Source organism: Chromatiales bacterium 21-64-14 (genome assembly GCA_002255365.1).
Classification (GTDB): domain Bacteria; phylum Pseudomonadota; class Gammaproteobacteria; order 21-64-14; family 21-64-14; genus 21-64-14.
On sequence record NCBI01000019.1, the window covers coordinates 17045 to 42859 of the forward strand.

The 25815-nt window shown below is 65.9% G+C and carries 20 protein-coding genes; 9 read left to right on the forward strand and 11 right to left on the reverse strand.

The genetic code is table 11. From position 1 onward, the window contains the following. Window positions 1-7 precede the first annotated feature (7 nt). On the reverse strand, window positions 8-676 hold the full coding sequence (locus tag B7Z66_09900) for a phosphoserine phosphatase (GenBank protein OYV76120.1): 669 nt from the start codon (window positions 674-676) through the stop codon (window positions 8-10). A gap of 158 nt (window positions 677-834) precedes the next feature. Here B7Z66_09900 and B7Z66_09905 point away from each other — a divergent pair, with 158 nt between their 5' ends. The 3 genes from B7Z66_09905 (at window position 835) to B7Z66_09915 (ending at window position 4242) form a co-directional block, all read left to right on the forward strand. Continuing rightward, a complete protein-coding gene (locus B7Z66_09905) occupies window positions 835-1356 on the forward strand; it encodes an RNA pyrophosphohydrolase (GenBank protein OYV76165.1) in 522 nt (173 codons plus the stop codon). A gap of 63 nt (window positions 1357-1419) precedes the next feature. Beyond that, window positions 1420-3684, forward strand: a complete 2265-nt coding sequence (locus B7Z66_09910; protein ID OYV76121.1) for a phosphoenolpyruvate--protein phosphotransferase — start codon at window positions 1420-1422, stop codon at window positions 3682-3684. A 33-nt stretch (window positions 3685-3717) separates the two neighbouring features. Next, entirely contained in the window at window positions 3718-4242 is a 525-nt protein-coding gene (locus B7Z66_09915; GenBank protein OYV76122.1) for a hypothetical protein, read from the forward strand. A gap of 60 nt (window positions 4243-4302) precedes the next feature. On the opposite strand, the gene B7Z66_09920 is transcribed toward B7Z66_09915, so the two are convergent. Next, the gene (locus tag B7Z66_09920) at window positions 4303-5490 is read right to left on the reverse strand and encodes a hypothetical protein (GenBank protein ID OYV76123.1); all 1188 of its coding nucleotides are present in this window, start codon (window positions 5488-5490) and stop codon (window positions 4303-4305) included. Window positions 5491-5563: 73 nt separating this feature from the next. After that, entirely contained in the window at window positions 5564-9643 is a 4080-nt protein-coding gene (locus tag B7Z66_09925; GenBank protein OYV76124.1) for a hypothetical protein, read from the reverse strand. Window positions 9644-9892: 249 nt separating this feature from the next. Between B7Z66_09925 and B7Z66_09930 the strand changes: the two genes are divergently transcribed. Continuing rightward, window positions 9893-10354, forward strand: coding sequence for a hypothetical protein (locus tag B7Z66_09930; GenBank protein OYV76125.1), 462 nt, complete (start codon window positions 9893-9895; stop codon window positions 10352-10354). 413 nt (window positions 10355-10767) lie between these two features. Next, on the forward strand, window positions 10768-12438 hold the full coding sequence (locus tag B7Z66_09935) for a sensor domain-containing diguanylate cyclase (protein OYV76166.1): 1671 nt from the start codon (window positions 10768-10770) through the stop codon (window positions 12436-12438). Window positions 12439-12725: 287 nt separating this feature from the next. On the opposite strand, the gene B7Z66_09940 is transcribed toward B7Z66_09935, so the two are convergent. Then, the gene (locus tag B7Z66_09940; protein OYV76126.1) at window positions 12726-13628 is read right to left on the reverse strand and encodes a 3',5'-cyclic-AMP phosphodiesterase; all 903 of its coding nucleotides are present in this window, start codon (window positions 13626-13628) and stop codon (window positions 12726-12728) included. A 47-nt stretch (window positions 13629-13675) separates the two neighbouring features. On the opposite strand from B7Z66_09940, the gene B7Z66_09945 reads away from it, so the two are divergent. Then, window positions 13676-14338 (forward strand): SAM-dependent methyltransferase, encoded by a 663-nt coding sequence (locus B7Z66_09945; GenBank protein OYV76167.1) that lies wholly within the window; start codon window positions 13676-13678, stop codon window positions 14336-14338. 23 nt (window positions 14339-14361) lie between these two features. On the opposite strand, the gene B7Z66_09950 is transcribed toward B7Z66_09945, so the two are convergent. The 5 genes from B7Z66_09950 to B7Z66_09970 form a co-directional block, all read right to left on the reverse strand. Then, entirely contained in the window at window positions 14362-15483 is a 1122-nt protein-coding gene (locus B7Z66_09950) for a phosphate permease (GenBank protein OYV76127.1), read from the reverse strand. Between the two features lie 359 nt (window positions 15484-15842). After that, window positions 15843-17186 (reverse strand): amino-acid N-acetyltransferase, encoded by a 1344-nt coding sequence (locus B7Z66_09955; GenBank protein ID OYV76128.1) that lies wholly within the window; start codon window positions 17184-17186, stop codon window positions 15843-15845. A gap of 109 nt (window positions 17187-17295) precedes the next feature. Then, window positions 17296-18510 carry a type II secretion system protein GspF gene (locus B7Z66_09960; GenBank protein ID OYV76129.1) on the reverse strand — a complete coding sequence of 405 codons (1215 nt, stop codon included), beginning with the start codon at window positions 18508-18510 and terminating at the stop codon, window positions 17296-17298. A 159-nt stretch (window positions 18511-18669) separates the two neighbouring features. Further along, window positions 18670-20220 (reverse strand): type II secretion system protein GspE, encoded by a 1551-nt coding sequence (locus B7Z66_09965; protein ID OYV76130.1) that lies wholly within the window; start codon window positions 20218-20220, stop codon window positions 18670-18672. A gap of 14 nt (window positions 20221-20234) precedes the next feature. Further along, window positions 20235-22319, reverse strand: coding sequence for a type II secretion system protein GspD (locus tag B7Z66_09970; GenBank protein ID OYV76131.1), 2085 nt, complete (start codon window positions 22317-22319; stop codon window positions 20235-20237). Window positions 22320-22409: 90 nt separating this feature from the next. Here B7Z66_09970 and B7Z66_09975 point away from each other — a divergent pair, with 90 nt between their 5' ends. Both B7Z66_09975 and B7Z66_09980 read left to right on the forward strand, forming a co-directional pair. Continuing rightward, on the forward strand, window positions 22410-23225 hold the full coding sequence (locus tag B7Z66_09975; protein OYV76132.1) for a DNA-formamidopyrimidine glycosylase: 816 nt from the start codon (window positions 22410-22412) through the stop codon (window positions 23223-23225). After that, window positions 23144-24526 carry a hypothetical protein gene (locus B7Z66_09980; protein OYV76133.1) on the forward strand — a complete coding sequence of 461 codons (1383 nt, stop codon included), beginning with the start codon at window positions 23144-23146 and terminating at the stop codon, window positions 24524-24526. The genes B7Z66_09975 and B7Z66_09980 overlap by 82 nt, the downstream gene beginning before the upstream one ends. Window positions 24527-24547: 21 nt before the next feature. On the opposite strand, the gene B7Z66_09985 is transcribed toward B7Z66_09980, so the two are convergent. Both B7Z66_09985 and B7Z66_09990 read right to left on the reverse strand, forming a co-directional pair. After that, window positions 24548-24802 (reverse strand): ferredoxin, encoded by a 255-nt coding sequence (locus B7Z66_09985; protein ID OYV76134.1) that lies wholly within the window; start codon window positions 24800-24802, stop codon window positions 24548-24550. A gap of 53 nt (window positions 24803-24855) precedes the next feature. After that, the gene (locus B7Z66_09990; GenBank protein OYV76135.1) at window positions 24856-25335 is read right to left on the reverse strand and encodes a pantetheine-phosphate adenylyltransferase; all 480 of its coding nucleotides are present in this window, start codon (window positions 25333-25335) and stop codon (window positions 24856-24858) included. A gap of 154 nt (window positions 25336-25489) precedes the next feature. Here B7Z66_09990 and B7Z66_09995 point away from each other — a divergent pair, with 154 nt between their 5' ends. Next, window positions 25490-25807 carry a hypothetical protein gene (locus B7Z66_09995; GenBank protein OYV76136.1) on the forward strand — a complete coding sequence of 106 codons (318 nt, stop codon included), beginning with the start codon at window positions 25490-25492 and terminating at the stop codon, window positions 25805-25807. The last annotated feature ends 8 nt before the right edge of the window (window positions 25808-25815 follow it).

The window sequence follows — 25815 nt, forward strand, 5'->3', positions numbered from 1 at the left end:
GGCGACCCTATTGACGGTCCGGATCCCGCAAGCTGATTACCGGCCACGCGCGCTCCTGAGCATGACGGGCCAGCACCGGATCGGGATCCACCGCCACCGGGTGATCCACCCGTTGCAGCAAGGGCAAGTCGTTGTGGGAATCGCTGTAGAACCAGCTACCGGGCCAACCCAAGCCCTGGGCGTCGAGCCACGCCTGCAGCCGCTCCACCTTGCCGGCCTGGAAACAGGGCGTGCCCGCCACCCGCCCGGTATAACGCCCGTCCTGCCACTCAGGCTCGGTGGCCAGCAGATGCTCCACTCCCAGCAAAGCGGCCACCGGCTCAGTGATGAACCGGTTGGTCGCGGTAATGATGACCGGCACATCTCCCTGGTCGCGGTGGCGTTTCACCAGGTCGCAGGCCGCTGGTAGCACAATGGGGCGGATCCGCTGATCTACAAAGGCCGCGCGCAAGCGCTGCAGCGTTGTGGGGTCGTGCTCGGTCAACGGGCGTAGCTGGAACGCCAGGAATTCATGGATATCCAGCGTGCCCGCCTGATACTGCTGGTAGAAATGCCGGTTCGCTGCCAGGTACTGCTCCCGGTCCACCACGCCCTGGTCCGCCAAGAAACAGCCCCATTCATAGTCGCTGTCCCCGGCCAACAAGGTGTTATCCAGATCGAACAGTGCCACCGCCAAAACGATCCCCTCCGACGCCTAGACAAACGACCGCTCAGCATAGGGCCGGGACACGGAAAGTCAAAACCCCAGGGCGCCGCCGCGCCCGCGTCACTGGTGTAAAACCATGTAATATGGGACAATTGGCACGCGATCCGGTACCGCCGAAGGGACTTGAAGTGATTGATTGTGATGGATATAGACCGAATGTCGGCATCATCCTGAGCAACCGGGACGGGCGGGTCTTCTGGGCGCGGCGCATCGGGCAGGACGCGTGGCAGTTCCCGCAGGGCGGCATCCGTTGCGGCGAAACCCCTGAACAGGCCTTGTTCCGGGAGCTAACCGAGGAGACTGGGCTGCAGGCCCAGGACGTGCGGGTCATCGGCTGCACCCAGGGCTGGTTGCGCTACCGGTTACCGGAGCGCTACATCCGCCGCCACTGTGATCCCCTGTGCATCGGCCAGAAGCAGGTCTGGTATCTGTTGGAACTGGTGGGCAGCGAGCACGCGGTATGTCTGGATCGCAGCGACCGGCCGGAGTTCGATGGTTGGCGCTGGGTGGATTACTGGCATCCGATACGGGAAGTCGTGCCGTTCAAGCGTGCGGTCTACAAGCGCGCACTTCGGGAACTGGCGCCCCTACTGTTCCCGGACGGCGTCCCCGCCTGGAAACAGGAGAGGCCGCATCCGTCGTCGAACTGAAACCTCCCCGCCACCGGCGCGTACCGGGGGTCCAGTGACCCCCATCCACACGGAAGCCCGTCCATGCTGGACATCCTGAGCCGCATCGTACAGGAAGTGAGCGCTGCCCAGAATTTGGGGCAAGCCCTGTCCATCACCGTGGCGCAGGTACGCGCCTCCATGTCCACCGACGCCTGCTCGGTCTACCTCACGGACCATGCAAGCTCCGAGAACGTGCTGATGGCCACCGAGGGGCTCAACCCCGACATGGTAGGCAAGGTGCGCCTGAAACTCACCGAAGGTCTCATCGGGGTAGTACACGGGCGCGCCGAACCGATGAACCTGGAGGACGCGCCCGCCCACCCCAACTACCGTTTCGTGGCGGAAACCGGTGAAGGGCTCTACCACGGTTTCCTGGGCGTACCCATCATCCACTACCGCAAAGTGCTGGGCGTCCTGGTGGTACGCAACCGCGAACGGCGCAAGTACGCGGAGGAAGAGGTCAGTTTCCTGGTTACGCTGGCCGCGCAGCTCGCCGGTGCCATCGCCCACGCCGAGGCGAGCGGCGGGATCGAGGACCTCGCGGTGCCACGCGAGTCGGAGCGTCGGTTCCTCACCGGGCTGCCGGGCTCCCCCGGGGTCGGGATCGGGACCGCGGCCGCCGTCTATCCGCCGGCGGAACTCCATGTGGTGCCGGACCGGCCCACCGAGGACGTAGCCGGCGAGGAGGCCGCCCTGCGGGACGCATTCGCAGCGGTCCGCCAGGAGATCGGTGCGCTGAGTGAACGCATGCGCGACCTGCTACCCCCCGAGGAGCACGCGCTGTTCGACGCCTACGCCCTGATGCTCGATAGCGACAGTCTGCTGGGGGCTGCCCTCCAGCGCATCCACGACGGCAATTGGGCGCAAGGCGCGCTGCGCGCAACGATCGAACAGCACGTGCATCGGTTCGACGAGATGCACGACACCTACCTGCGGGAGCGCGGCGAGGATATCCGCGACCTGGGCCGGCGTATTCTCATCCACCTGCAGACCCGTAGTGTTGAAGCGCGGCAATACCCGGAGCGGGCGATCCTCATCGGGACGGAGATCAGCGCCACCCAACTCGCCGAGGTCCCCAGCGGGCAGCTCGCCGGTGTGGTGTGCATGCGTGGTTCCAGCACCTCACACGTCTCGATCCTCGCCCGGGCGATGGGCGTGCCCGCGGTCATGGGGGTGGAGGACCTGCGCATCGGGCGCCTCGATGGCCAAGAGTTGATCGTCGACGGCTATCAGGGCCGGGTCCACGTACGGCCCAACGCCCGGGTACGCGAGGAGTTCCAGCGGCTCGCGGAAGAGGAGGCACGGCTGGTCTCGGGCCTGGAGGCGCTGCGCGATCTGCCGGCGGAAACCCCGGATGGTGTGCGCATCCCCCTCTACGTGAACACCGGTCTGCTGGCGGACATCACGCCGTCGCTGCGCAGCGGCGCAGAGGGCGTCGGACTCTACCGTACGGAACTGCCGTTCATGATGCGCGACCGTTTCCCCGGCGAGGAAGAACAACGCGGTATCTACCTCCAGGTCTTGCAAGCGTTCGCGCCCCGTCCGGTCACTTTGCGCACGCTGGACATCGGTGGCGACAAGGCGTTGCCCTACTTCCCGGTACGCGAGGAGAACCCGTTCCTCGGCTGGCGTGGAATCCGCATCAGCCTGGACCACCCGGAGATCTTCATCACCCAGCTGCGCGCGATGCTGCGCGCCGACGCCGAGACCGGCAACCTCCAAGTGCTGCTGCCCATGGTGAGCGGGGTGGCGGAATTGGACGAGGCCCTGTGTCTGATCCGTCGCGCCTATCATGAACTGATCGCTGAGGGGGAGGCGGTGCACATGCCCCTGGTAGGCGCGATGATCGAGGTGCCATCAGCGGTCTATCAAGCCGCCGCCTTCGCGCGCAGAGCCGATTTTTTGTCAGTGGGCACCAACGATCTGACCCAGTATCTGCTGGCGGTCGACCGCAACAACGGCCGCGTCGCTGCGCTCTACGATGCATTGCACCCGGCGGTACTCCAGGCACTGGTTCAGGTCGTAGAGGGTGCACACCGGCACGGCAAACCGGTAAGCGTATGCGGGGAAATGGCGGGCGACCCCGCGGCGGCGGTCTTGCTGCTGGGCATGGGCATCGACAGCCTCAGCACCAGCGCCGCGAATCTGCCCCGGGTCAAGTGGGTAATCCGCAGCTACCCGCGGGAACGGGCGCAGGCGCTCGTGCAGGAGGTCTTGAAATTGGAAGACCCGGTGGCAATCCGCAAAAGAATCCACGAGTCCCTGGACCAGGCAGGCCTGGGAGGGTTGATCCACGCCGGCCAATAGCGTCTCGCGGCAGGACGGCATCAGGAGGTAAGCATGCGACACTGGAGTATTCTGTGTGCGACGCTCACGTTCCTGCTGTTTATTGGGGGTGGGATCGCGGCGCACGCGGCGCAATCCGCATCCCCTGCGGCGGCGCCGGCCCACGAGGATCCCGTCGTCCGCTCCCAATTCACCCGCGGGATCAAGGACCGCGAGCCGGTGGACGATGTGGTCACCCTGCCGAACTCCGTGGACCAGGTGTACTACTTCACCGATATAAAAGGCATGGAAGGCAAGACCATCATCCACCGTTGGATGTACGATGGACGGGTGGTCGCCGAAGTCCGTTTCAAGATCGGCGGCCCCCGCTGGCGGGTCTATTCCCTCAAGACCCTGGACCCCACGTCGCTCGGACGTTGGACCGTGGTGGTCACTGATGGATCCGGATGGCCCCTGCACGCGGAGATGTTCGACTACGTGGCAGCGCACCCCGGAAAACCGGCGCCACCGGCCGCTGCATCCGCGCCCAAAGCGGCGCCCGTACCAGCCGCCGCGATACCCACCAAGCCCACGCACTAGACCCCGATGACGGCGCAGGACGGCAACGCCCCGGCCGCGGTGCGATTAGCCGGAGACGGATCAGATCTGGGCAACGGATCGGTCGGGATCCCGATCCTGACGCGACCCGGCAACGAGACGCCGCAGCGTTCCCACGCCTACGCCCTCCAGAATCAGTGCAGCCCCTCCCGCCAGGACCACCGTCAGCAGGAAGGAACTCATGACCACGAAGGTCATCGCCAGTGCCTGCGCCTTCGGTACCCCGAACAGCTCGAGTACGAACAGGGAGGCGAGCAGTCCGCCCCCTGGGATGCGCACGAATATGCCCACGAAGACCAGCGCGCCCAGGAAGACCATGATGAAGAGGTAGTCACCTGCGGCGAGGTGGACGTCGAAGGCGAGTCCCGCCCACAGGTATTGCGTGGTCGCAAGAAGTTTGATCAGGATGGCGGTCGCGACGACGCCGCCGCGCCGCGCGGACGACTGTGGCCAGGTCAATCCGCCGGAAAAACCCTTCATCCCCTTGAGGGTCCCACGCGCGGCACGAATGGGCAAACGCCGCAGCAGCCATCGGGCCCACCTGGGGATCCCCCCCCTGCGCAGACTGGCGAACGCCGCCAGCAGCACTAGCGCGATGGCGAGGATCACCACGCTGGACAGACGCAGTGCCTGGGTCATGCCGGCATCGGCCTTGGGAAGGATCACCACCCCCGCCGCCAGCCCGACAAATAGCGCGAAGGCGAAGGAATCGATCAAACGGTCCACGGCGCTGCTCGCCAATACCGCACTGGTACGCAGACCCGCGCGCCGCGCAAGCAGCCAGGAACGGATGAACGCGCTGGTGCCAAAACCCGCGACCATGCCCGGAATATACCCCGCCATCTGGGCCCGGAACGCCCAGTGGACCTGCACCTTCCGCGTGGCGGCCAGGACCTGGCGCCACTTCCAGGCCCGGCACCACTGTTCCACGATCACCGCGCCGGGCACCAGCAGCAGAAAGCCCGTGTGTGCCTGGGCAATGATCCCCACGAGACGGCCGAAGTCCAAGCCACGCAGCAACCAGTACCCCGCTGCCAACCCGATCGTGATCCCGGCGCCGCGGCGCAGGGCGGAGGCCATGGACCTCGGGGCACCGCGGCCGGGGCACTCGGCCCGCGTCGTGGCAGCGGACCGCATCGCACCCTGATCTGACACGCCTATGACCTCATCATCTGGAGATTTGCCCACCACCGGCTCGTGGAACAGAACCGCACCAGAACCGGAACCCACGCGCCATCATGATTCTCGTCGGGTGGGCGGCCAAATTCCACTGGCTTCCGCCCAACGAACCCCAGGGGGCAAATCAGGGTTGGTGGGTAGGGGTAGGGGTAGGGATCAAGGAATTCGTCACCGACTTGGTGACGCCGGTGCCGGACTGCGACGCGGGGATGATGGCCGCCGCCGCGGCCGGGGCAGTGATCGTCGGAGGCGCGGGATCCGGCGTCACCACCGGGACGGCGGCACGAGGCGCACTACCGCGGGTGTCCCGCCCCGGGGAAGGGGGCGGGACCGCTGCCGGCAGCCGCCCGGACGGATCGGGGGGTCGGACCACCGGCGCTCGCGACGCCGCCTTGGGGACACCGCTAGGCGCTGGAGATGACGGGACCGGCAGGCCTTGGGAAAGCGTGGGTGACGTTCGGGTGTCTGCCACGGGGACCCCTATAGGCGCGCGATTCACCCTGGTGGCCGAAGTGGCCATCCCAGCCGCACTGGGACCCACCCGTGCCGGCTCTGGCCCACCATGGACGGGAGCCGGCAGGGATCCTCCCCGGAGGATCGGACCCGTGGGGGCCGGGGTGGCGACGCCCTGGGCCCGTTGACGCATCCGCAACCGTTGCTCCGCTTGTGCCAGCACCCGGTGCTCCGCCGCCTCGATACTCGGCGCCTGGGAAGTCGGTACGGCGGGGACCGGCGACGCCGCTGCGGGTACCGGGGTAACAGCCACCACCGCAGGGGCGTGACGTGGGGCGGTCACCAGCGCGGGTAGGGGTGCGCGATCCTCGCGCTGGGCCACGGTGTGGAGATAGACAGCACTACCGGCCACCAGCGCCAAGCTCGCCCCCAAAACCGCCATCACCCGTCCCACTGCGGTACGCGGCTGGGAGCCCGCGCGGCGGGGTGGCACCTCCTCCGCCACCCGCACCGGCTTCGACACCGGCGACGGTAAATCCTCCACGTCGCCTTGGCTTGGGGCGACCGGCAGAGCAGAGGAACGGGCGCGCAAAGTGGAAGCCGCCGGTGGTATCACTACCTGCGACGCAGTGGAGGTATCCCTGGGACCCACCTCCGCGTCCCAGGGGGGAATCTCCGGGATCCGCGGGAGAACCACAAACTCCTCGGGCTCCGCACCACCCTCGCCCTCCGCCGTAATATTCGCGGACGCGGCGTCGATCCGAGGCGCGGGCTCTGGATCCGGATCCACCAGGTCCTGCAGCCAGGGCATGGAGAAATCCAGGGGCGGGGGTGGCTCGTCCTTGGGCAGCGCCCGCTTCAGGCCCTGCGGTGCAGCGCCCGCAGCGGCGCGCGGCGGCGGCGCAGCGGCGCGCTCTGGCGGGAATTCCTCCGATACCGGAGACGTTGGGGGCGACGCTGCCAACGGCGGCGCCGCCAGACCCGCGCGGGTGGCTGGGCTGGGAGCTGGCTCCGGATCTGACTCTGCATCCGTGGGCGCAAAGCCCTCATAGGCCACTCGGATCCGCTCGGCCTGCTCCGCTGCCTCCCGCAGCACCTGTTCCGCGGCCACACGGCGTTCCAGGGCATCGGCCGCTTCCCGCAGGTGGCGTGCCTCCTGCTCGGCCTTGTGCCGCGCCGCTTCCGCCGCCGCCTGTACCCGCCGTACCTCCTGCTCGGCCTGCGCCCGGGCCGCATCTGCTTGCGCCAACCGGCGCGCCTCCTGCGCCGCCCGACGATGCGCGGCCTCCGCCTGGGCGGCCCGCTCTGCCTCCTCGGTTGCCTGGGACCGCGCGGCCTCCACCTCCGCACGCAGGCGCGCCACCTCCGCTTCTGCACGCCGGCGGCGAGCGACTTCCGCCGCCTGTACCCGCAGCACTTCTTGCGCCGCCTGCTTGCGAGCGGCGCCCACCGCGACCTCCCGGCGGGCTCCTTCCTCCTCCCGCACCCGGTCCGTCTGCTGCTCAGCGCGCGCGCGCGCCAAGGCAGCGGCGGACGACTTTTCCACTTCCTCGCGCGCACGCTGCTGCACCGCTGTCAGTTCTGCACGCAAACGCTCGGTTTCCTGCTCAGCCTGGCGGCGTATTACCTCCGCCTCCTCGCGCATCTGCTGCACTTCCCGTTGCGCCGCAATACGGGCAACGTCGGCGGCTTCCAGGCGGCGCGCCTCGTCCTGGGCCGCGCGCCGTGCCGCTTCCGCCTCAGACCGTAGTTGCTCCAGTTCCACATCGGTGTCACGCCGCAGACGCTCCATCTCGCCGTGGATGCGCGCGGCTTCGTGCCGGACCTGTTCCGCGCGCTGAATCTGCGCCTGTTGGAGCGCTGCAATTTCGCGCTCCGCCTGAGATTTTGTGGTCTGCATCTCCTGGCGGATGCGCTCCAGCTCAGTCTCCGCGGCCACGCGCGCCTGTTCCACCACGGCGGCACGCTGCGCCACTTCCTCTGCGGTGCGCCGCGCCGCCTCACCCTCGGACTGAAGACGCGCGGCACGCTCTTCCGCCGCGCGGCGCCCAGCCTCCCATTCGGCACGCAGCCGGCGCTCCTTATCCTCCGCCGCCTGTTCGGATACCCGCGAGTGCTCCTGCAACCGTACCGCAAGGTCCCCGGCCTCAGCGCGCGCCGCATCGGCCTCGGCGCGGATCCGGGCCGCCTCCTTCTGGGCCTCGGTGCGCGCCGCATCCGCCTGCGCCGCGCGTTGCGCCTGCTCCCGGGCGTTCTGGCGCGCCTGATCCGCGTCCGCCTTCAGGTGCGCCGCATCCGCCGCGGCCTTGCGCCGCGCCGCCTCCAGGTCACTGCGGATCTGCTCCGCCGCGGCGGCCGCTTCCTGCTCCATCCGCACCTGTTCGGCGCGCAGCGCCTGCGCTTCCTGTTCGGCGCGCCGCTGCGCATGCTCCGCCCTTTGGACCGATTCCGCGGCATCCCGCTCGGCACGCTCACGGCCCTGCGCCGCGCGCAAGGCTTGGTCCTCGGCCTTGCTACGCGCCGCCGTAGCATCCTGCCGCATCCGCACTGCCTCGTCGTCTACGGCACGACGGGCCTGCTCGATCGCATCTGCCGGCGCAACCGACAACGCAGCTGCGGGCCCATCCGGCCCGCGGCCGCCAACGACGTCCCGTGGGACGACATGTGGGCGCGGCGCCGGTCCGGACACCGACGCCTCGTATCCAGGGATACTCCGTAGCCCGCGCTCCAGGATGCTCACCTCAAAGCCGCGGTTGGCCAGCAACAGCGCGGCGGCCGCGGCGCGGATTCCGGTATCGCAACAGAGGATATACGGGCGGTCATGCTCCAACTCCGCGGCCTGCTCCCGAAGCAGCGCCAGGGGCAGATGCAGACTCCCATCCAGAGGCACGGCGCGACGCTCCGCGGCGTTTCGGACATCCACCAGCGCCGCCCCTTTCAGAAGTAGCGCGCGCGCCTGCCCGTAGCTCACATGGTGCAGCAACGGCTCGGCAAGCAGTTCGTGGAAGTCCTCGCGGGACAGACGCAGCAGCATCCCGTCCTCCACCATACGCACCGTGGCGTTGCGCGCAGCGCCGGTGACCAGTGCCTCTTCGCCGAAACCCTCGCCCGGGCCCAGTTCCGCCACCGACTCCACCGACGCACCCGGAGCCGCGCTGCGCAGCACCGAACAGCGCCCCTGCTTGACGATGTAGTAACTATCCGCCGGGTCGCCGGCCCGAACCACAGTGGCGCCGCGGGCGAACGGGACCTCCTCAAGCCGCCCAAGCAGGGTGTGGAGATTTCCGGCCGGTATGCGGCCCGCCCCCGCAGACTGCAGAAAACGGACCAGCCAGTCGGTGTCATCGTTCTCCGGCACGGAATCCAGTTCGGTAACTTCATAGGAATCGGTCCGCCGCCACTCGAGCATCATGTCCAGCAAACTGGCGTCGATACGGATTACGCTGACGGGGCCGAGGGCGCGCGCACTCAGCCGCCGCGGCTGGTGATGCGCGAGGGGGTAGCGCGCCGTGTCGGTCCCGGCGCGCACGGTCTCTTTGGTCTGCCGCGGCGCTTCCAAAACCACCGCGCCGGTCAATAGGTAGATGGCACGGGCATCCTGCTCGCCGGCAGCGAAGATGACGGTACCGGGGGGCAGTTCCTCAACGGGAAATTTGCGTGCAAGCTCCTGGAGATGATCCAGAGTGAGTCCATGGAGGGGAACCAGCTCGCTCAAGCGAGCTGTGTCAACCAGTCTTTGTGCCGCACCCATGCCCTTTTCCCTGCGTTCCGACGCACACCGCCAGCCTCAACGCCGGCAGCACAGTGCTACAATGAAGGCGGCATGGGTGAGCGGTACTTGAGCGGTACGACGTCACCCCGGCTATGGCGCAAGGCCGCTCGGCCGCGCCGCCGCGGAAGGCTTCTCCATACAACAGGATAGGGTTTCGAGGCCGGCCGGTTTGTGACCGCCTTCACAACTGACCACCACCGGTCACCGAACTCACCCCGGGATCCGCCGATGAACGACTACCTGAAATTGCTGGCGCAGAGATCGCGCACCGACGCGCCGGAAATGAGCTCCGAGGTCACCGAGGCCCTGGCACAACTGGACCAGGAACTCGCGACCTTGACGGCGCAACTGGAGGTCGAGCACTACGGCCCGGCGGTGGGACTGGACGGCGCCTCCGAGGCCTACCGGCTGGTCGTACGGTGCCATGAGTGGCAACCCAACCGTCCCACCTGGAGCCTGAAGGTGTGCGACGCCACGCCCAATTGCCAGTGGCGCGCCACATGGACGGTACAGGGCGTCGGCCGGCGGCGGCGGGCACGCATACTCCAGGCCTTGCCCGCGTTCCTGTCGGACTATGTCCAGGTGCTAGCCGCGGCGAATAAAACCGAACGTCCGGCTGCGCAACGGATCCAGGAGATGGCGCGCATCCTCAGCGCACCCGCGGCGCCGGTCGGACATCAGGATCGGTAGCATCCATTGCGCAATGCAATGGTAGAAGGCACGGGGGAAGCGGGCCAATCCGTCCTCAGCTTGGAGTATGATAATTTCTGAAGCGGTCCGGTGGGTGGGGGTTTTCGGTGGCGGGCCATCGCGATACCAGCCTCCGTCCCGGTGGGGAGATGTTACCGGAAGATCGCATTGAGCCCGCGATAGATCCATCCACCGGATCGGCGACACCGGTCACCGGACCCAGCGGCGCGTTACTAGAACCTATCTCAAAATCGCAGATCGGGCGCTCAGGCAAGGCGTGGGCCCTGCGAGGAGCGCAATTTACGCCCAGCAAATGAGCACCGCAGCAGGGTCCGCAACGCCGCATGGGCGACCAAGATGCATTTTGAGATAGGTTCTAATTCATGAACACTCATTCGCTCCTACCACTGATCCTGTTGCTTTGGATCACGCTGGAGGGAACGGCCGCCCCCTCCAGCCTCATCGTTTCCGCGAACGCGCCTCACGCAGGCCCCATCGGACGCTACACCGACTACCTCAGGGAGGCACATGGCAGGCTTACGCTGGACAACGCCATCGCCGATCACGATCGCGGGAAATTCACTGCTGGCCGCAGTCCGGTTCTGAATTTCGGTATTGGTTCGGAACCCGCTTGGATTCATTTTCGCGTCGGTAACCCGACCGGACGGCCGTTGCAACGGCAGTTATCTATCAATACCGCATGGCTCGATCAGGTCGACATCTATTTCCTTCATGGCGGCAGAACGGAGGCCACCTACCACGTTGGCGACCGCAAGGCATTCAATCTCCGCCCTGTCGAAAGTCGCTACTTCGCGTTCGACCACAAATTTGAACCCGGCGTCAGCGACATCTTTGTGCGCGTGGAAACGCCCGACCCGATGGTCCTGCCGATATACCTGATGGCGCCGAAACACGCACACGCCGCAGAACGGCACCGGGACTACGGTTACGGTTTCCTGTACGGATTTCTGTTCGCACTACTGGCGTATAATGTAATGTTGTATGCCGGTCTTCGGGAACCGTGGTACGCCCTTTATTCCCTGTATCTTGGGATGTTCCTGCTGATGAACATCTCCTATACGGGGCATGGCTTCGAGTGGATCTGGCCCAACCACACGCGCTGGGAACAGTGGTCAAACCCAATTCTCATGCAGCTCTACGGGACGAGCGGCCTGATGTTCGCCCTGCGTTTTCTGCATACACGCACACATTTCCCGCGCATCCACAAATCCGTAATCGGCTATCTGGCAGTTTCCTCATCCCTCCTGCTGCTCACTGTCCTTTCCGGCCGACAGCAATATGCCCTGTTCGTTTCATTTGCATTCGTCTTTATATTCACCGGCGTCATGTTGGGCATGTGCGTGATCGCCGTGAAAGCGGGCCAGGGGTCGGCCAGGTATTTTCTGCTGGCCGCTGTTGCAGCCATGGTCGGCGCTTCATTGACCGCGCTTTCGGTATCGGGCCTCATCCCACTGAACATCTGGACCTACCACGCGGCGGAGATTGGGATGCTGCTGGACGCCACGCTGCTGGCGCTGGCGCTGACCTATCGATTCCGCGTCGGTCAGGAGGAGAAGCTACGCGCGGAACAACTAGCGAAGGTGGATCCGCTTACCCAACTCAACAACAGACGGGCCTTCTACGCCATATCCGCTCCCATCTGGAACATAACGATACGGCACAATCGCAACCTATCCGTCGTCCTATTGGACATCGACCATTTCAAGCGTATCAATGACGCCCATGGCCACGCCCGTGGAGACGAGGTCTTGGTTGCAACGGCGAGCGCCCTGACGGGCGCCATGAGAGAGCAGGATGTGATTGCCAGATGGGGCGGCGAGGAGTTTATCCTGCTCCTGCCCGAAACGGATGTCCGCGAGGCCACGGCTCTGGCGGAAAGAATGCGCAAGGTGGTGGCAAACGTGACCGTACGGCATGAGGGCGTTGATATCACCGTTACCGCGAGCTTCGGCGTGGCACAATGGGAAACACGCCACCGCAGCCTGGATACCCTCATTTCAACCGCGGACAAGCATCTCTACCGATCCAAGGACCTGGGACGAAACCGGGTCAGTTACGCTTGATCGTCACCCAGGACGTTGCCGAGCCGTGGATCGGACTCCTGCCTACGGGCAAAGCGCCAGCGGGACATGATGCTAGGCATGGGCCTTATGAGCTGCGCGACGACGGGCGGGCACGGCTTGAAGGAATCAATCAGGGAATACGCGGGCGCTCGCCGCCGCGCTCTGGCGATCCCACGGCCAGCAGGTCCGGGACGCGTGTACCTATCATCGGCCGCTACCGGGGCGGTGAGCTCATTGCGGGCCTGTTGCATCAACTGCCCGCCTCGGCCTCGGCTCGAACCCCTACGTCAGTAGCCGGTAGACGCCATGTTGATCTCCACCGGGAAGTCCGCCAGCCGTTCCACCCCGGTCTCCACGCGCCCGTCGGCATGCAACACCAGCCAGCGGTAACCGGGAGGCTCCGAGTCCACCTCAAAATCGGCACGGTTCGGCTTGAACTGGAAGCATGTAGACGGCGTACCGAGCAGCAGCATGCCGCGTCGCTCACCCAGGAATTCCTGGTGAATGTGGCCCCACAGCACCGCGCGTACCTGGCGATGACGGTCGAGGAGCGCGAGCAACTCCTCGGCGTTCTGCAGGCCGATTGCGTCCATCCAGCGGCTACCGATGAGCACCGGCGGATGGTGCAAACACACCAGGGCATGGTGGTCCGAAAAACGCTCCAGGTCTTCCTCTAAACGTTCCAATTCCGCGGGGGCGACGCGGCCTGCGTCGCTGCCTTCCAGGTGGGAATCCAGGAGGATGATCTGCCAACCTTTGACGCGTACGCTGCGCGGGTCGCTGGCACCGCTGCGCTGCAGGGCGGCGCGCATCAGCCGCGGATCGTCGTGATTACCAGGCAACCAATAACCGGGAACGCCCAGGGTGGCGAGGGTCTCGCGCAGGCGTTGGTAACCTTCCAGGGAATGATCGTGCACCAAGTCGCCGGTGGCCAGCACCAGATCCGCCGGCCAATGCTGCGCCCGGGCGCGGACCAGCACTTCCTCAAACGACTGCTGAGTATTCAGACCGAGCAGCGTCCGGTCAGCGTCGCGGTAGAGATGGGTGTCCGTGAACTGGAGGACCCTGACGCTGTCGGCGGGACAGCCGGAAAACCGGTCAGAAACAGCAGGGGTGCGGCCCGTATAGGACACAGCCAACTCTCCTCGCGAGGATGAGGGAAATGGTCTTGTCTTCGGCCGCGCAAGCATAGATGATTACCTTTAGCCTTGCCATCCGCAGTGGACCAACATATTCCATGACCAACCACACCTTTACCCTAACGGATTCGCTATACCAGTATGTGCTCTCGGTCTCAATTCACGAAAGCACCCTGCTGCGCCGGCTGCGTGAAGAGACCGCCGTCGATTCTATGGCGCGTATGCAGATCGCCCCCGAGCAGGGGCAATTCATGGCGCTGTTGGTACAGTTGATGGGCGCACAGCGCACCCTGGAGATCGGTGTGTACACCGGCTACAGCGCGTTGTCGGTGGCCCAGGCATTGCCCACCGAAGGGCGCATGGTGGCCTGCGATATTAGTGCGGAATGGACCGCGATCGCCCGGCGCTATTGGAAAGAGGCGGGGGTAGAGCACAAGATAGACCTGCGCCTGGCCCCCGCTATCGAGACCCTGGATGCGTTGCTGGCAAACGGGGAGGATGGCAGTTTTGACTTCGCCTTCATCGATGCCGACAAGGAAAGCTACTGGGATTACTTCGAACGCAGCCTGAAACTGCTGCGCACCGGTGGACTCATCGCCGTCGACAACGTGCTGCGTGCCGGCAAGGTCGCGGATCCGTCCAACCAAGAACCGGATACCGAGGCGATCCGGGCCTTCAACCACCGGCTGTACGCCGATGAGCGCGTGGCCATCAGCCTGCTCCCGATCGCCGACGGTCTCACCCTGGCACTGAAGCGCTGACGGAACGGCCCCACTCCCTTCCGTTACCCTCCCAACCCCCTCAGGGCCGCGAAGCCCGCGGCGCCCAACAACGCAGCCACCGGCAGGGTAACCACCCAGGACAACGTGATGGCGCCGATGGTCCCCCAGCGACCCTGTCCCGTCACGGTCCCGATCCCGAACAGCGCCCCGCACGAAACGTGGGTGGTGGACACCGGCATGCCCAGGGCCGAAGCGCCCAGCACCAGGGTGGACGTCACCAAGTTGGCCACCAAGCCCTGACCCGGGTTCATCCCGGTGATGCGATGGCCCATGGTCTCAGCAACCCGGCGCGCGCTCAGCCATCCGCCAATCGCGATCACGATCCCCACCAGCGTGATGCCGGCCTGGGCGCTGAGGCCACCGGTCAACAGGAGGATCGCCGCCATTTTCGGGGTATCGTTCACCCCGCGGGCGAAGCTCACCGCGCCGGCACTGAGATAGTGCATGACGTGGACCGCGCGGTCGCACTCCACCCCCACGACCCGCCCCGTGTAGCGGTCCATGCACGCCGGCTTCACGCCCACGCGCACGATCGGCAGGGACTGGGCCTGAGCCATCACCGCGGCACGCGCGTCCACGGTACCCTCCGGCACGCTCGCCACGATCTCTTGCCCGATACATACGCAGGTCTGACGGGTGATGCCAAGCGCGCGCCGCACATAGCGCACCACCGGGTAGACCAGCGCCGCGGCAGCAATAGCCAACAGCGGACTTACCAGCAAGGGCATGAAAAAGCTGTGCCATAGCTGGCCCGTGTCCACTCCCGCCCGCGACGCGAACCAACCGGCGCCCACCAGTGCGCCCACCAACGCGTGGGTCGTGGAAATCGGCATCCCCAACCGCACCGCCAACATGACTGTCAGGGCCGCCGCCAGGGCCACCGCGACGGTGAAGCTCGGCATGAGCGCCACCGCGTTCGGCACCAGCCCCTTACCGCTGAAGGTGCCCAGCAAGCCCTTGGCAATGAACACCGCCATGAGCGAGCCCAGCAGGGTCGCCAGAGTACCCCACAGGATCGCACCCCGGTACTGGGTGACACCGCTCCCGAACAGGGTCGCAACACCCTTCGAGTTGTCGTTGGCTCCGTTGGCATAGGCGAGAAACACAATGCAGGCGAAGAGCATTACTTCCACGGGAGATCACCTCGATAAGACAGTTGGGTGGATCGAACAGAACATCGGGTCCGGTCCCGCTGGCACCTACCGACATTATCCGCAAGGGCGGCGAGTGCTCCAGTGCGGGACTGTGGGCCACATGTAGAATCCGTGCGGCCCGCCTGGCACACCTCTCAGGCCAGTGGCGCGACACACGGTCCGCCGGTCAGTGCGTGGGCGGAGGCTCTCGGGATCGCTTACCGTGCCCTGGGACCCCATCGCCCCGGCCTTGCCCCCAGGGCGGCGCGGACCGCACTGCCCTGCGCGAACGTTCATGCATAATGCGGGTTAAGTCGCCCCGGTACCGCATTCCTTACAGGTAGCGAGACTCAAACTGCCTTGCCCACCCGCAGCCGCTTCATGAACACCTTGGAGTTGCGCTGAAAGTTGTAGAGCCGCTGGCGCTGGATCGGAAGCTGGCGCGGCTCCGCCGCCTCGAATCCACGCTCACGGAACCAGTGGGCGGTGCGCGTCGTGAGGACGAACAACCGCTGAATACTCAAGTCCGACGCCTTGCGCTCCAGGTACTGCAACAAGGCGTCGCCGCGGCCCGCACTACGATAATCGGGATGAACCGCCAGGCAGGCGAGTTCCGCACAGCGCTCCTCGGGGAAGGGGTACAAACCACCGCAGGCGACAATCATCCCGTCGCGTTCCACTACCGAAAAACGCTCGATCTCCATCTCCAGCCGCTCCCGGGAGCGGCGCACCAGGACCCCCTCCGCCTCCAGGGGGGCGATGAGCTCCAGGATTCCACCGACGTCGTCGATGGTCGCAGTACGGATCCCCTCGAAGACCTCGGAGGTGACCAGTGTACCCGCCCCCTCACGGGTGAAGAGTTCCAGGAGCAAGGCACCATCCACGTGACGGCTCACCAGGTGCGCGCGCGGCACACCGGCACGGCATGCCTCCACCGCCGCGGCCAGGTGGCGCGCCACGTCCTCGGGAAGCCGGCGCCGCCCATGAAGCCTGCGTTCCGCCTCCAGAGGTGTGAGTTGCGGCACCAAACGCCGGCGCGCGTCTACCACGCCGGCCTCCTCCACCAGCCCCAGGAGCTTGTCGGCGCGCAGGCTGACCGCCGCGGCGCATGCCACATCCTCGGCGCTCAGGTTGAACACCTCGCCGGTAGGGGAATAACCGATCGGGGACAACAGCACGATGGCGTTGCCGTCCAGGTGGCGGCGGATCGATTCCCCGTCCACGCGACGCACCTCCCCGGTGTGCAGATAATCCACGCCGTCGCGCACGCCCAGCGGGCGGGCCACCACGAAATTTCCGGAGGCGACCCGGAGCCGGGCACCGGACATGGGCGTGTTGGCAAGCCCCATGGACAGCAGCGCCTCGATCTCCACCCGCACGCTGCCCGCAGCGTCCTTCACGCACGCGAGCGCCGCGTCATCGGTGATCCGCAGGCCATTGACATAGTGCAACTGTGCGCCGTGCGCCCGCAGACGATCCTCGATCTGCGGGCGCGCGCCATGCACCAGCACCAGCTTCACCCCCAGGCTGTGGAGCAGCGCGATATCGTGGACCAGGTTGGGAAACCGCGGATCCGCCACCGCTTCGCCGCCGAACACGACCACGAAGGTACGCCCCCGGTGCGCGTTGATATAGGGCGCGGAGTCCCGAAACCACTGGACATGGGCAACGTATTCTTTTGTGGTACGCGGCACGGCTCCGACTCCTCCCGCTGGACAGGATGCCCGGCGTATTGTTTACCGGAATCCCACCGTGAAACAAGCGAGCGGGGATGCAGGCCCGATGGACGATCGGCGTGGCGCGCTACTTCACCAGCTGGTTGAGGTCGAAAATAGGCAGCAGGATGGCGATAACGATCACCAACACCATGCCGCCCATGAGCAGGATCAGCAAGGGCTCAAACAGGCCCAGCAGGGCCGAGATCAGGGTCTCGATCTCCCGTTCTTGGCTCACCGCGGCCCGATCCAGCATCCCCTCCAGATTACCGCTGGCCTCGCCACTGGCGATCAGGCTTACGATCATGGGCGGGAACAGGCCACTGGCCTCCAGGGCACCGTGCAGAGTCGCCCCCTCCCGCACCCGTGCCGCCGCGTCTTCCACCGCCGCGCGCATGGGAAGGTTGGACATCACCTGGGCGGCGATCCGAAGGGCCTCCAGTACCGGGACGCCGCTTTCCACCAGGATGCTGAGGGTGCGCGCGAAGCGCGCGGTGTTGAGCCCGCGCACCAAACGCGCCAACAGCGGGATCCGAAGCTGAAAGCGATGGAACTGGCGTCGGGGCCCTGGCAGGCGCAATACATACGTGGTCCCCGCCCCTGCTGCGATCAGGACCACCAGAATCAGGCCCCAGTTCGCACGCAGAAAATCGCTGACGGCGATCAAGCCGCGCGTCAGCACCGGGAGCTGCTGATTGAGGTTGGTGAATACCTGCACGACCTGGGGCACCACGTAGGCCAGCAGGCCCGTGACCACCGCCAGCGCCACCAGGGTCAATATGACCGGATAGAGCAAGGCGAGTTGGATGCGTTGGTGCAACTGCTGGCGGGTCTCGGTGTAGTCGGCAAGCCGCTCCAACACCGCCTCCAGGTAGCCGGACTGCTCACCGGCGCCTACCGTCGCCCGGTATAACTCCGGGAACACATGCGGGAAATCCGCAAGCCCAGTGGCCATGTCATGGCCCTCCGTGATGCGCGAACGGACCGCCAGCAGCATGCTCTGAAGCCGGGGTTTTTCGGTCTGCCGGGCCACCGCATGGAACACCTCTTCGAGCGGGAGACCGGCGCGCACCAGGGTGGCGAGCTGGCGGGTGATCAACGCCAGATCTGTGGCGCTGACCCGGCGGCGCACCAGGGGACGGCGGGTACCACCGGACTCGCGGCGCACCACCTCGTCCACCGACAATGGAACGAGGCCCTTTTCGCGCAACCGCTGACGCACTTGGCGGGCGGTATCCCCCTCCAGCACGCCCGTGCGTTCCCGGCCTTTCTCATCGAGGGCGTTGTATTCGAAGGCACCCATCAGGACTCCGGCGTCGGGGGCTCGTTACGGTTGCGGCGGATAGATCGTCGTACCGGTCGTGGGTTGCGAGTTCTCGACGCACACCCGGCCGGGATCAGAATTGTTCTACTGGGACGGCTCGGACGGCCACCACCCGCGCCGTCTGGACCGGGAGGCAGATCAGTCCTCCCGGGTGACCCGCAACACCTCCTCCACCGAGGTGTCGCCGGTCAGGATGCGACGGCGCCCGTCCTGGCGGATGCTGGGACCGAGTTTCCGCGCATAAGTCTCCAGCTCGTGCTCACCGGCGCCGTCATGGATCATAGTGCGCATCGGGTCGTCCAAGGCCACCAGCTCGTAGATACCCGTACGCCCGCGGTATCCCAGGAAACTGCAGTGCTCGCAACCGTTGGGCCGGTGCAGGGTAGGTGGCGCATCAGGATCCAACCCAAAGGCCTCGCACTCTCCGCGGGACGGTGTATAGGCCGTCTTGCAGTGGGGACACAACGTCCGCACCAGGCGCTGGGCCAGGGTGCCGATCAGGCTCGATGCAAGCAGGAACGGCTCCACCCCCATATCCCGCAACCGCGTCACCGCACCTACCGCGGTGTTGGTATGCAAGGTCGAAAACACCAGGTGACCCGTCAAACTCGCCTGTACTGCTATCTGCGCGGTCTCCAGATCGCGGATTTCGCCTACCATCACCACGTCTGGATCCTGGCGCAGAATAGCGCGCAGGCCGCGCGCGAAGCTCATGTCCACCTTGGTGTTGACCTGGGTCTGGCCGATGCCGTCCAAGTAATACTCGATAGGGTCCTCCACAGTCATGATGTTGCGGCTGCGGTCGTTGAGGCGCGTGATGGCTGCGTACAGGGTAGTGGTCTTGCCGGATCCGGTGGGGCCGGTAACCAGCACGATCCCGTGCGGCCGGTGGATCACCTGATCGATCACATGCAGGGTTTCCACGGCCATACCCAGGTGTTCCAGGTCCAGGCGCCCGGCCTGCTTGTCCAACAAACGCAGCACCACCCGCTCACCATGGCCGGACGGCAGGGTGGACACCCGCACGTCCACCGCGCGCCCGGCGACCCGCAGGGAGATACGCCCATCCTGGGGCAAGCGCTTCTCCGCTATGTCCAGCCGCGCCATGACCTTTACCCGGGAGACGATCAGGGGGGCGACCTGGCGCGGCGGTGTGAGCACTTCCCGCAACACACCATCCACCCGGAACCGCACCACCAGCCGGTTTTCGAACGGCTCAATGTGGATATCCGAGGCGTCTTCCTTCACCGCCTCGGTGAGTAGTGCGTTGATCAAGCGGATAATGGGCGCGTCGTCTTGGCTCTCCAGCAGGTCAGTGGGTTCTGAGAGCTGTTGCGCCACCCGGGACAGATCCATCTCATCCCCCAGGTCCTCCATCATTGACATGGCGTGGTTAGTGTTTTCCTGATAGGAGGAGCCCAACAACAAGTCGAACTGTTCGCTGGATATCGTCTGCAGGCGCAGGGGCCGCCCCAGGAAACGGCGTAACTCCGCGAGGGCCTGGCTGCTCACCCCAACACGGCAGGCGACGACCGCGCAACCATCCTCGCGGCCAGTGACCAGCAACCCATGGCGCCGGGCGAAAATAAACGACGGCCTGGATATGACGCCGTCTTCCCAGGCATCGGCGGGCACGCCGGGGACCGGCTGAGGGACCCCATAGCGCTCCAGAGTCGATTCCGTCGCCATGGGCGGGGCTAGGGTTACGGCTGCCCGGACCCGGCGGTGCCGGGTCCGGCCGTGGTCGGGGCCTCGCCGTCGAACGGCGGCGGCAACTGGGTGTACCGGCTGAGTTCCGGAAGCATCGGTGCCCGGGCCCGGGGCATAAGGAACACGCCCTTGCTCTGCAGCGCCATTTGCTGGGCACGAATGTAGTTGTACTTCTCGGCGGTGTACGCGCTGGCCAGCCCGGTGTCACGCATGATCACTGGGCGCAGGAACACCATCAAATTGGTCTTATTCAACGTACTCGATTTGCTCCGGAAGAACGCACCGATCACCGGGATGTCACCCAACACTGGAACCTTCTCCACGCTCTCGTCGTGGGTCTCTTGGATCAGGCCACCCAGCACCACAATCTTGCCGCTATCCACCAGGACGCTGGTCTTGATCGAACGCTTGTTGGTAATCGGGTCAGCGGCCACCGTGCTATTGGTCAGGCTGGATACCTCTTGTTGAATATCGAGCTTGACCGTGTCCCCTTCGTGGATCTGAGGCTTGACCTTCAGGGTAAGACCCACATCCTGGCGCTGAATGGTTTGGAACGGATTCACGACACCGGTGGTGCTGGTGTTGCCGGTGTTGGTGAACTGGCCGGTAACGAACGGCACGGTCTGGCCTACCACGATCTCCGCTTCCTGGTTGTCCATTGTGAGCAGCGTGGGCGTCGACAGAATATTGGTCGATGTGTCGGAGGCCAGCGCCTGGATCAGGGTGGAAATGTTCAAGAACTGGGTCCCGAACAACGTGCTGGTGCCTTGGACAAATCCGAGGGCAAGACCGTCGCCCAGGGCGCCGAGCGGATTGGCGGCGACGCTGGTCACCGAGGAACCTCCGGTGGTGAAGTTGGTGCCTGCCACCGGACCAGTCGCATCGAAGTTCTGGGCCGCATTGAACTGCACCCCCAGTTGCGCGGCCTTGTTCGCGGAGACCTCGGCGATCACCGCCTCCACCAGCACCTGGGCACGGCGGATGTCGAGCTGCCGGACGACGGCGCGCAGGGAGCGCTGCACGTCGGGGGGGGCAGTAATGACCAGGGCATTGGTGGCCTGATCGGCGCTGATCTCAACGCTCTGGGACCCGGTGGCACCGGCTGCCCCGCCCACGCCTTTCCCGCTCTGACCCTTCACCACGGATTGCAACACCGGCACCAGATCCTTCGCATCCGCGTAGTGCAGATAGACCACCTGGGTGTTGCCGGTGGACTTCATCGGGGTATCCAGATGGGCAATGATCGCCTTGAGCCGCGCCCGGTCGGCGCGCGGGCCGCCGATCAGCACGCTGTTGGTACGCTCATCGGCGATCACCATCGGCCCGTTGCCCGGCCCCCTGCCCTGCTGCTCGGTCTGCAGCAGCGAACCAAGGACCCGAACCACGTCCGCCGCCGAGGCGTGCTGCAACGGTACGATATCCACATCACTGGTACCGGAGGCGTCGATGCGCCGGATGATCCGTACCAGGCGCTCGACATTGTCGGCACGGTCCGAGATCACCAGCATGTTGGAGGACGGATAGGCCGCCAAGTGCCCCTGCTGGGGCACCAGCGGGCGCAGAATAGGGACCAGCTGGGCGGCAGAGACATTGTTCACGTGTATCACCCGGGTGACCATCTCGTCCCCGGAGCCGGGATTCTCCCGAGTCGCGGTGGGGATGGCGTCCTGCTTGGCGGTCACGTCCGGGACGATCTTGATCACCGCTCCCGCCGGCACCGCCGCGAACCCGTGCACCTGCAAGATGGACAGGAATACCTGATACAATTCATTCTGGTTCATGGGCCGCGAGGAGATCACCGTCACCTTGCCCTGTACCCGGGGATCTACCACGAAATTCTTGCCGGTGATTTCCGCCACCGTGGCGATCAGGGCCTGCAAGTCCGTGTCCTTCAAATTCAGGGTGACCTGCTGGCTGTCATTGGCTTTGGGTAGGACCTTGGTACCCTGCCCGTGGACCGGACACAAGGCCGCACCCACCAGCAGCCACCCGCAGAGCAGGGCTAGGTGCCATGTGCCGCGCCGACGCGTGGCGGGGGAACCGGCCGGGCGAACGAGGTTTCTGTAGGGTGCTTCCATGGCTCCAGCGGCCCGCGGGCCAACCCAGCGATTTGAAATGATATGAAATTCCAATACTATCCGACCCGCGTCCCGCGATACAAATGAACAATGCCTGAACTACCCGAAGTTGAGATCACCCGCCGGGGGCTTTCCCCCCATGTCATCGGCCGAAAGGTCACCGGCGTGATAGTCCGCGACCGGCGCCTGCGCTGGCCGGTGCCGGGAGCACTCATCCGGACCCTGCCCGGGGCCCAGGTGGAGACCCTGGAACGCCGCGCCAAGTATCTGCTGCTGCGCACCTCCCGGGGCACGGTGATCCTGCACCTGGGGATGTCCGGCAGCCTCCGGGTCACTGCCACCGACACTGCGCCGGAACCCTACGACCATGTGGAAATCCAACTGGACAACGGCCGTTGTCTGCGGCTGCGGGATCCGCGCCGCTTCGGGTGTGTCCTGTGGACCACGGTGGATCCCCATCGCCACCCGCTGCTGTGTCACTTGGGTCCCGAGCCGCTCGCACCCCACCTCCAGGCCGCGGACCTGTGCGCCCGGTCCCGCGGCCGGCGGGTGGCTATCAAACATTTCCTCATGAACAGCCGCATGGTCGCCGGCCTGGGCAACATCTACGTGAACGAGGCGCTGTTCCTGGCGGGCATCCATCCGCTGCGGTCCGCGGGCCGCATCGCGTGCGCGCGGTACGAGCCGCTCGTAGCGGCGATCCAGCAGGTGCTGGAGGAATCTCTGCGGCAGGGCGGCACGACCCTGCGGGACTTTCGCAATGGCGAGGACCGCCCCGGCTATTTCCAGTTGCACCTGCGGGTCTACCAGCGCGCGGGCGCCCCATGCGTAACCTGCGCGCGGCCGGTACAGGGGATCCGCCAGGGGCAGCGCTCCACCTTCTATTGCAGCCACTGCCAACGGTGAACGCCCCCTCCGTCCGCGCCGTTGGCTGGCCCCGGTTGCGTGCCGTGTGGCTCGCCGCCCTGCTGCTGGCGGGATCCCCCGCGTGCGCCGCGCCTCCGATCGCCGTTCAGGTGCCGAAGACCGCCCTGGGCCCGGCGCAAGTGGCGGTAATCGTCAACGATGCGGACCCCCTGAGCCGGCGCATCGCCGCCTATTATCAGGCACGGCGCGGGATTCCGGCGCGCAACCTGATCCACGTGCGTTTTGCCCCGGGACAGCCGGAGATGAGTCCGCAGCAGTTCGCGCCCCTTAAAGCGGCAGTGGACGCCAACACCCCGCCCGCGGTTCAGGCCTATGTCCTCACCTGGACCGCGCCCTATCGGGTCGGCTGCATGTCCATCACCACGGCGTTCGCGGCAGGCTACGATCCCGGGTTCTGCGCCTCCGGCTGCAAACCCACCCGGTTCAACCGTGCCTTCGACTCCAACAGCACGCGGCCCTATCGGGACTTTGGGCTGCGCCCCACCATGGCACTGGCGGGCAAGTCCTTCGCGCAGGTGCGGGCCCTCATCGACCGGGGAGTCGCGGCGGACCACACCTTCCCCAAAGGCACCGCCTATTTGGTAAGCACATCGGACCAGGCCCGCAACGTGCGGGCCCGCGGCTACCCGGCGGCGGTACGGGCGCTGGGCGGCGAACTGCGGGTCAGGATCGTGCGTGCGGAGTTCCTAGCCCACCGCCGCGACATCCTGTTCTATTTCATCGGCGCGGTGACGGTACCCGACCTGGACACCAACCGGTTTCTGCCGGGCGCCATCGCGGACCACCTGACCTCTACCGGCGGCGCCCTGACTACCACGACTCAGATGAGCAGCCTGCGCTGGCTGCAGGCGGGTGCCACCGGCAGCTACGGGACCGTGGTGGAGCCCTGCAACTTCCCGGAGAAATTCCCGGACCCCAAGATCGTCATGCGGCGCTACCTGCAGGGGGAAACCCTGCTGGACGCCTATTGGAAGAGCGTGGCATGGCCAGGACAGGGCATCTTCATCGGCGAGCCGCTGGCGCGGCCCTTCGGTGGCTATCGGGTAGAGCGGCGCGGGAACCGCACCGTGCTGCAACTCGAGGCCCTGCCGCGCGGACACCGCTATCGGTTGCTCGCCGGGCACCAGGCAGCAGGTCCTTACCAGATCGCGCTGACGTTCACGGCCACCGGCGCACCCATGGTCCTGGCTCTGCCCGTGCCCCTGCAAGCATTTTATAAGGTAGTCGCGGAATCGGGGCGTGCCGTCGGACCGCGGACTGGAACCTTGGGAACGCCGTAGGGCGGCGCAGGGCCGCTGGTGTCAGGCCGACTCGCCGGTCAACCGCTGATACTTGACCAGGAGCTGTTCCGGGGTTTCGGTGCGCTCCGGGTTCAGCACGATGCAATCCACCGGGCATACTGCGATGCATTGGGGCGTGTCGTAGTGCCCCACACATTCGGTGCACCGATCCCCGTCGATGACATAGACCTCATCACCGGGGGCAATTGCGGTATTCGGGCACTCCGGCTCACAGACATCGCAGTTGATGCATTCGTCGGTGATCATCAAGGACATGCGACAAACCCGAGCACTGGGGGCGGGCACGGCGCCAAGCCCGAAACCGCATATTAGCGGATTCTTCTTTTCAATGCAGCCTCCACCGTGGGATGCACGAAATCCGCCACCGCACCGCCCAGAGATGCGATTTCCCGTACCAGGCTGGAGGAGATAAACGAATAGCGTTCCGCCGGCGTGAGGAACAAGGTCTCCACTTCCGGGGCCAGCTGCCGGTTCATGCTGGCGAGCTGGAACTCGTACTCGAAGTCCGACACCGCGCGCAGTCCCCGCAGAATCACCCGCGCGCCGCGCTCCCGCACGTACGCGGCGAGCAGGGTATCAAAGCCGCACACCTCCACGCCGCGGATGCCCTGCACCGCGTCGCGGGCCATGGCGACCCGTTCCTCCAGGGAAAAGAACGGTTCCTTCTGGGGATGGGCGGCAATGGCGACGATCAGCCGGTCGAACAACCGGGCGCCACGCTGCACCAGATCGGCATGGCCGTTGGTGATGGGATCGAAGGTGCCTGGGTAGACCGCCGTGAGTTCCATGGATCGGCACCGCCTGTGGAGACCGTGGCCAGAGAGCATAGGGGCAAGCGCGGGGCATTTCCAGCCCGCGCCCGGCGTGCCTTGCCAGCGCCGGGGCGCGCCCCGTAGAGTGGATCGGGATTTCCTTGAGATCGTGAGGAGTGGGGATCCGGCCGTGAAACGCGTCTATACCGCCCAGAACGGCATGCTGGTGAGCCACCTGCGCAATGTGCTGGAGGCACAGGGCATTCCCTGTGTGCTCAAGAACGAGTACCTCGGGGGCGCTGCGGGCGAATTGCCCCTGATCGAAGTCTGGCCGGAACTATGGGTCCAGGACGATGCCCGCTACCAACAGGCCCAGGTCCTGGTGGAACAGACGTTGACTACCGGGCCGGAAGCAGGCCCCGCCTGGACCTGCCCGCGCTGCAACGAACCGATCGAGGGCCAGTTCACCGACTGCTGGCATTGTGGCGCGCCCCATCCGGACCCATGACGGCGCGG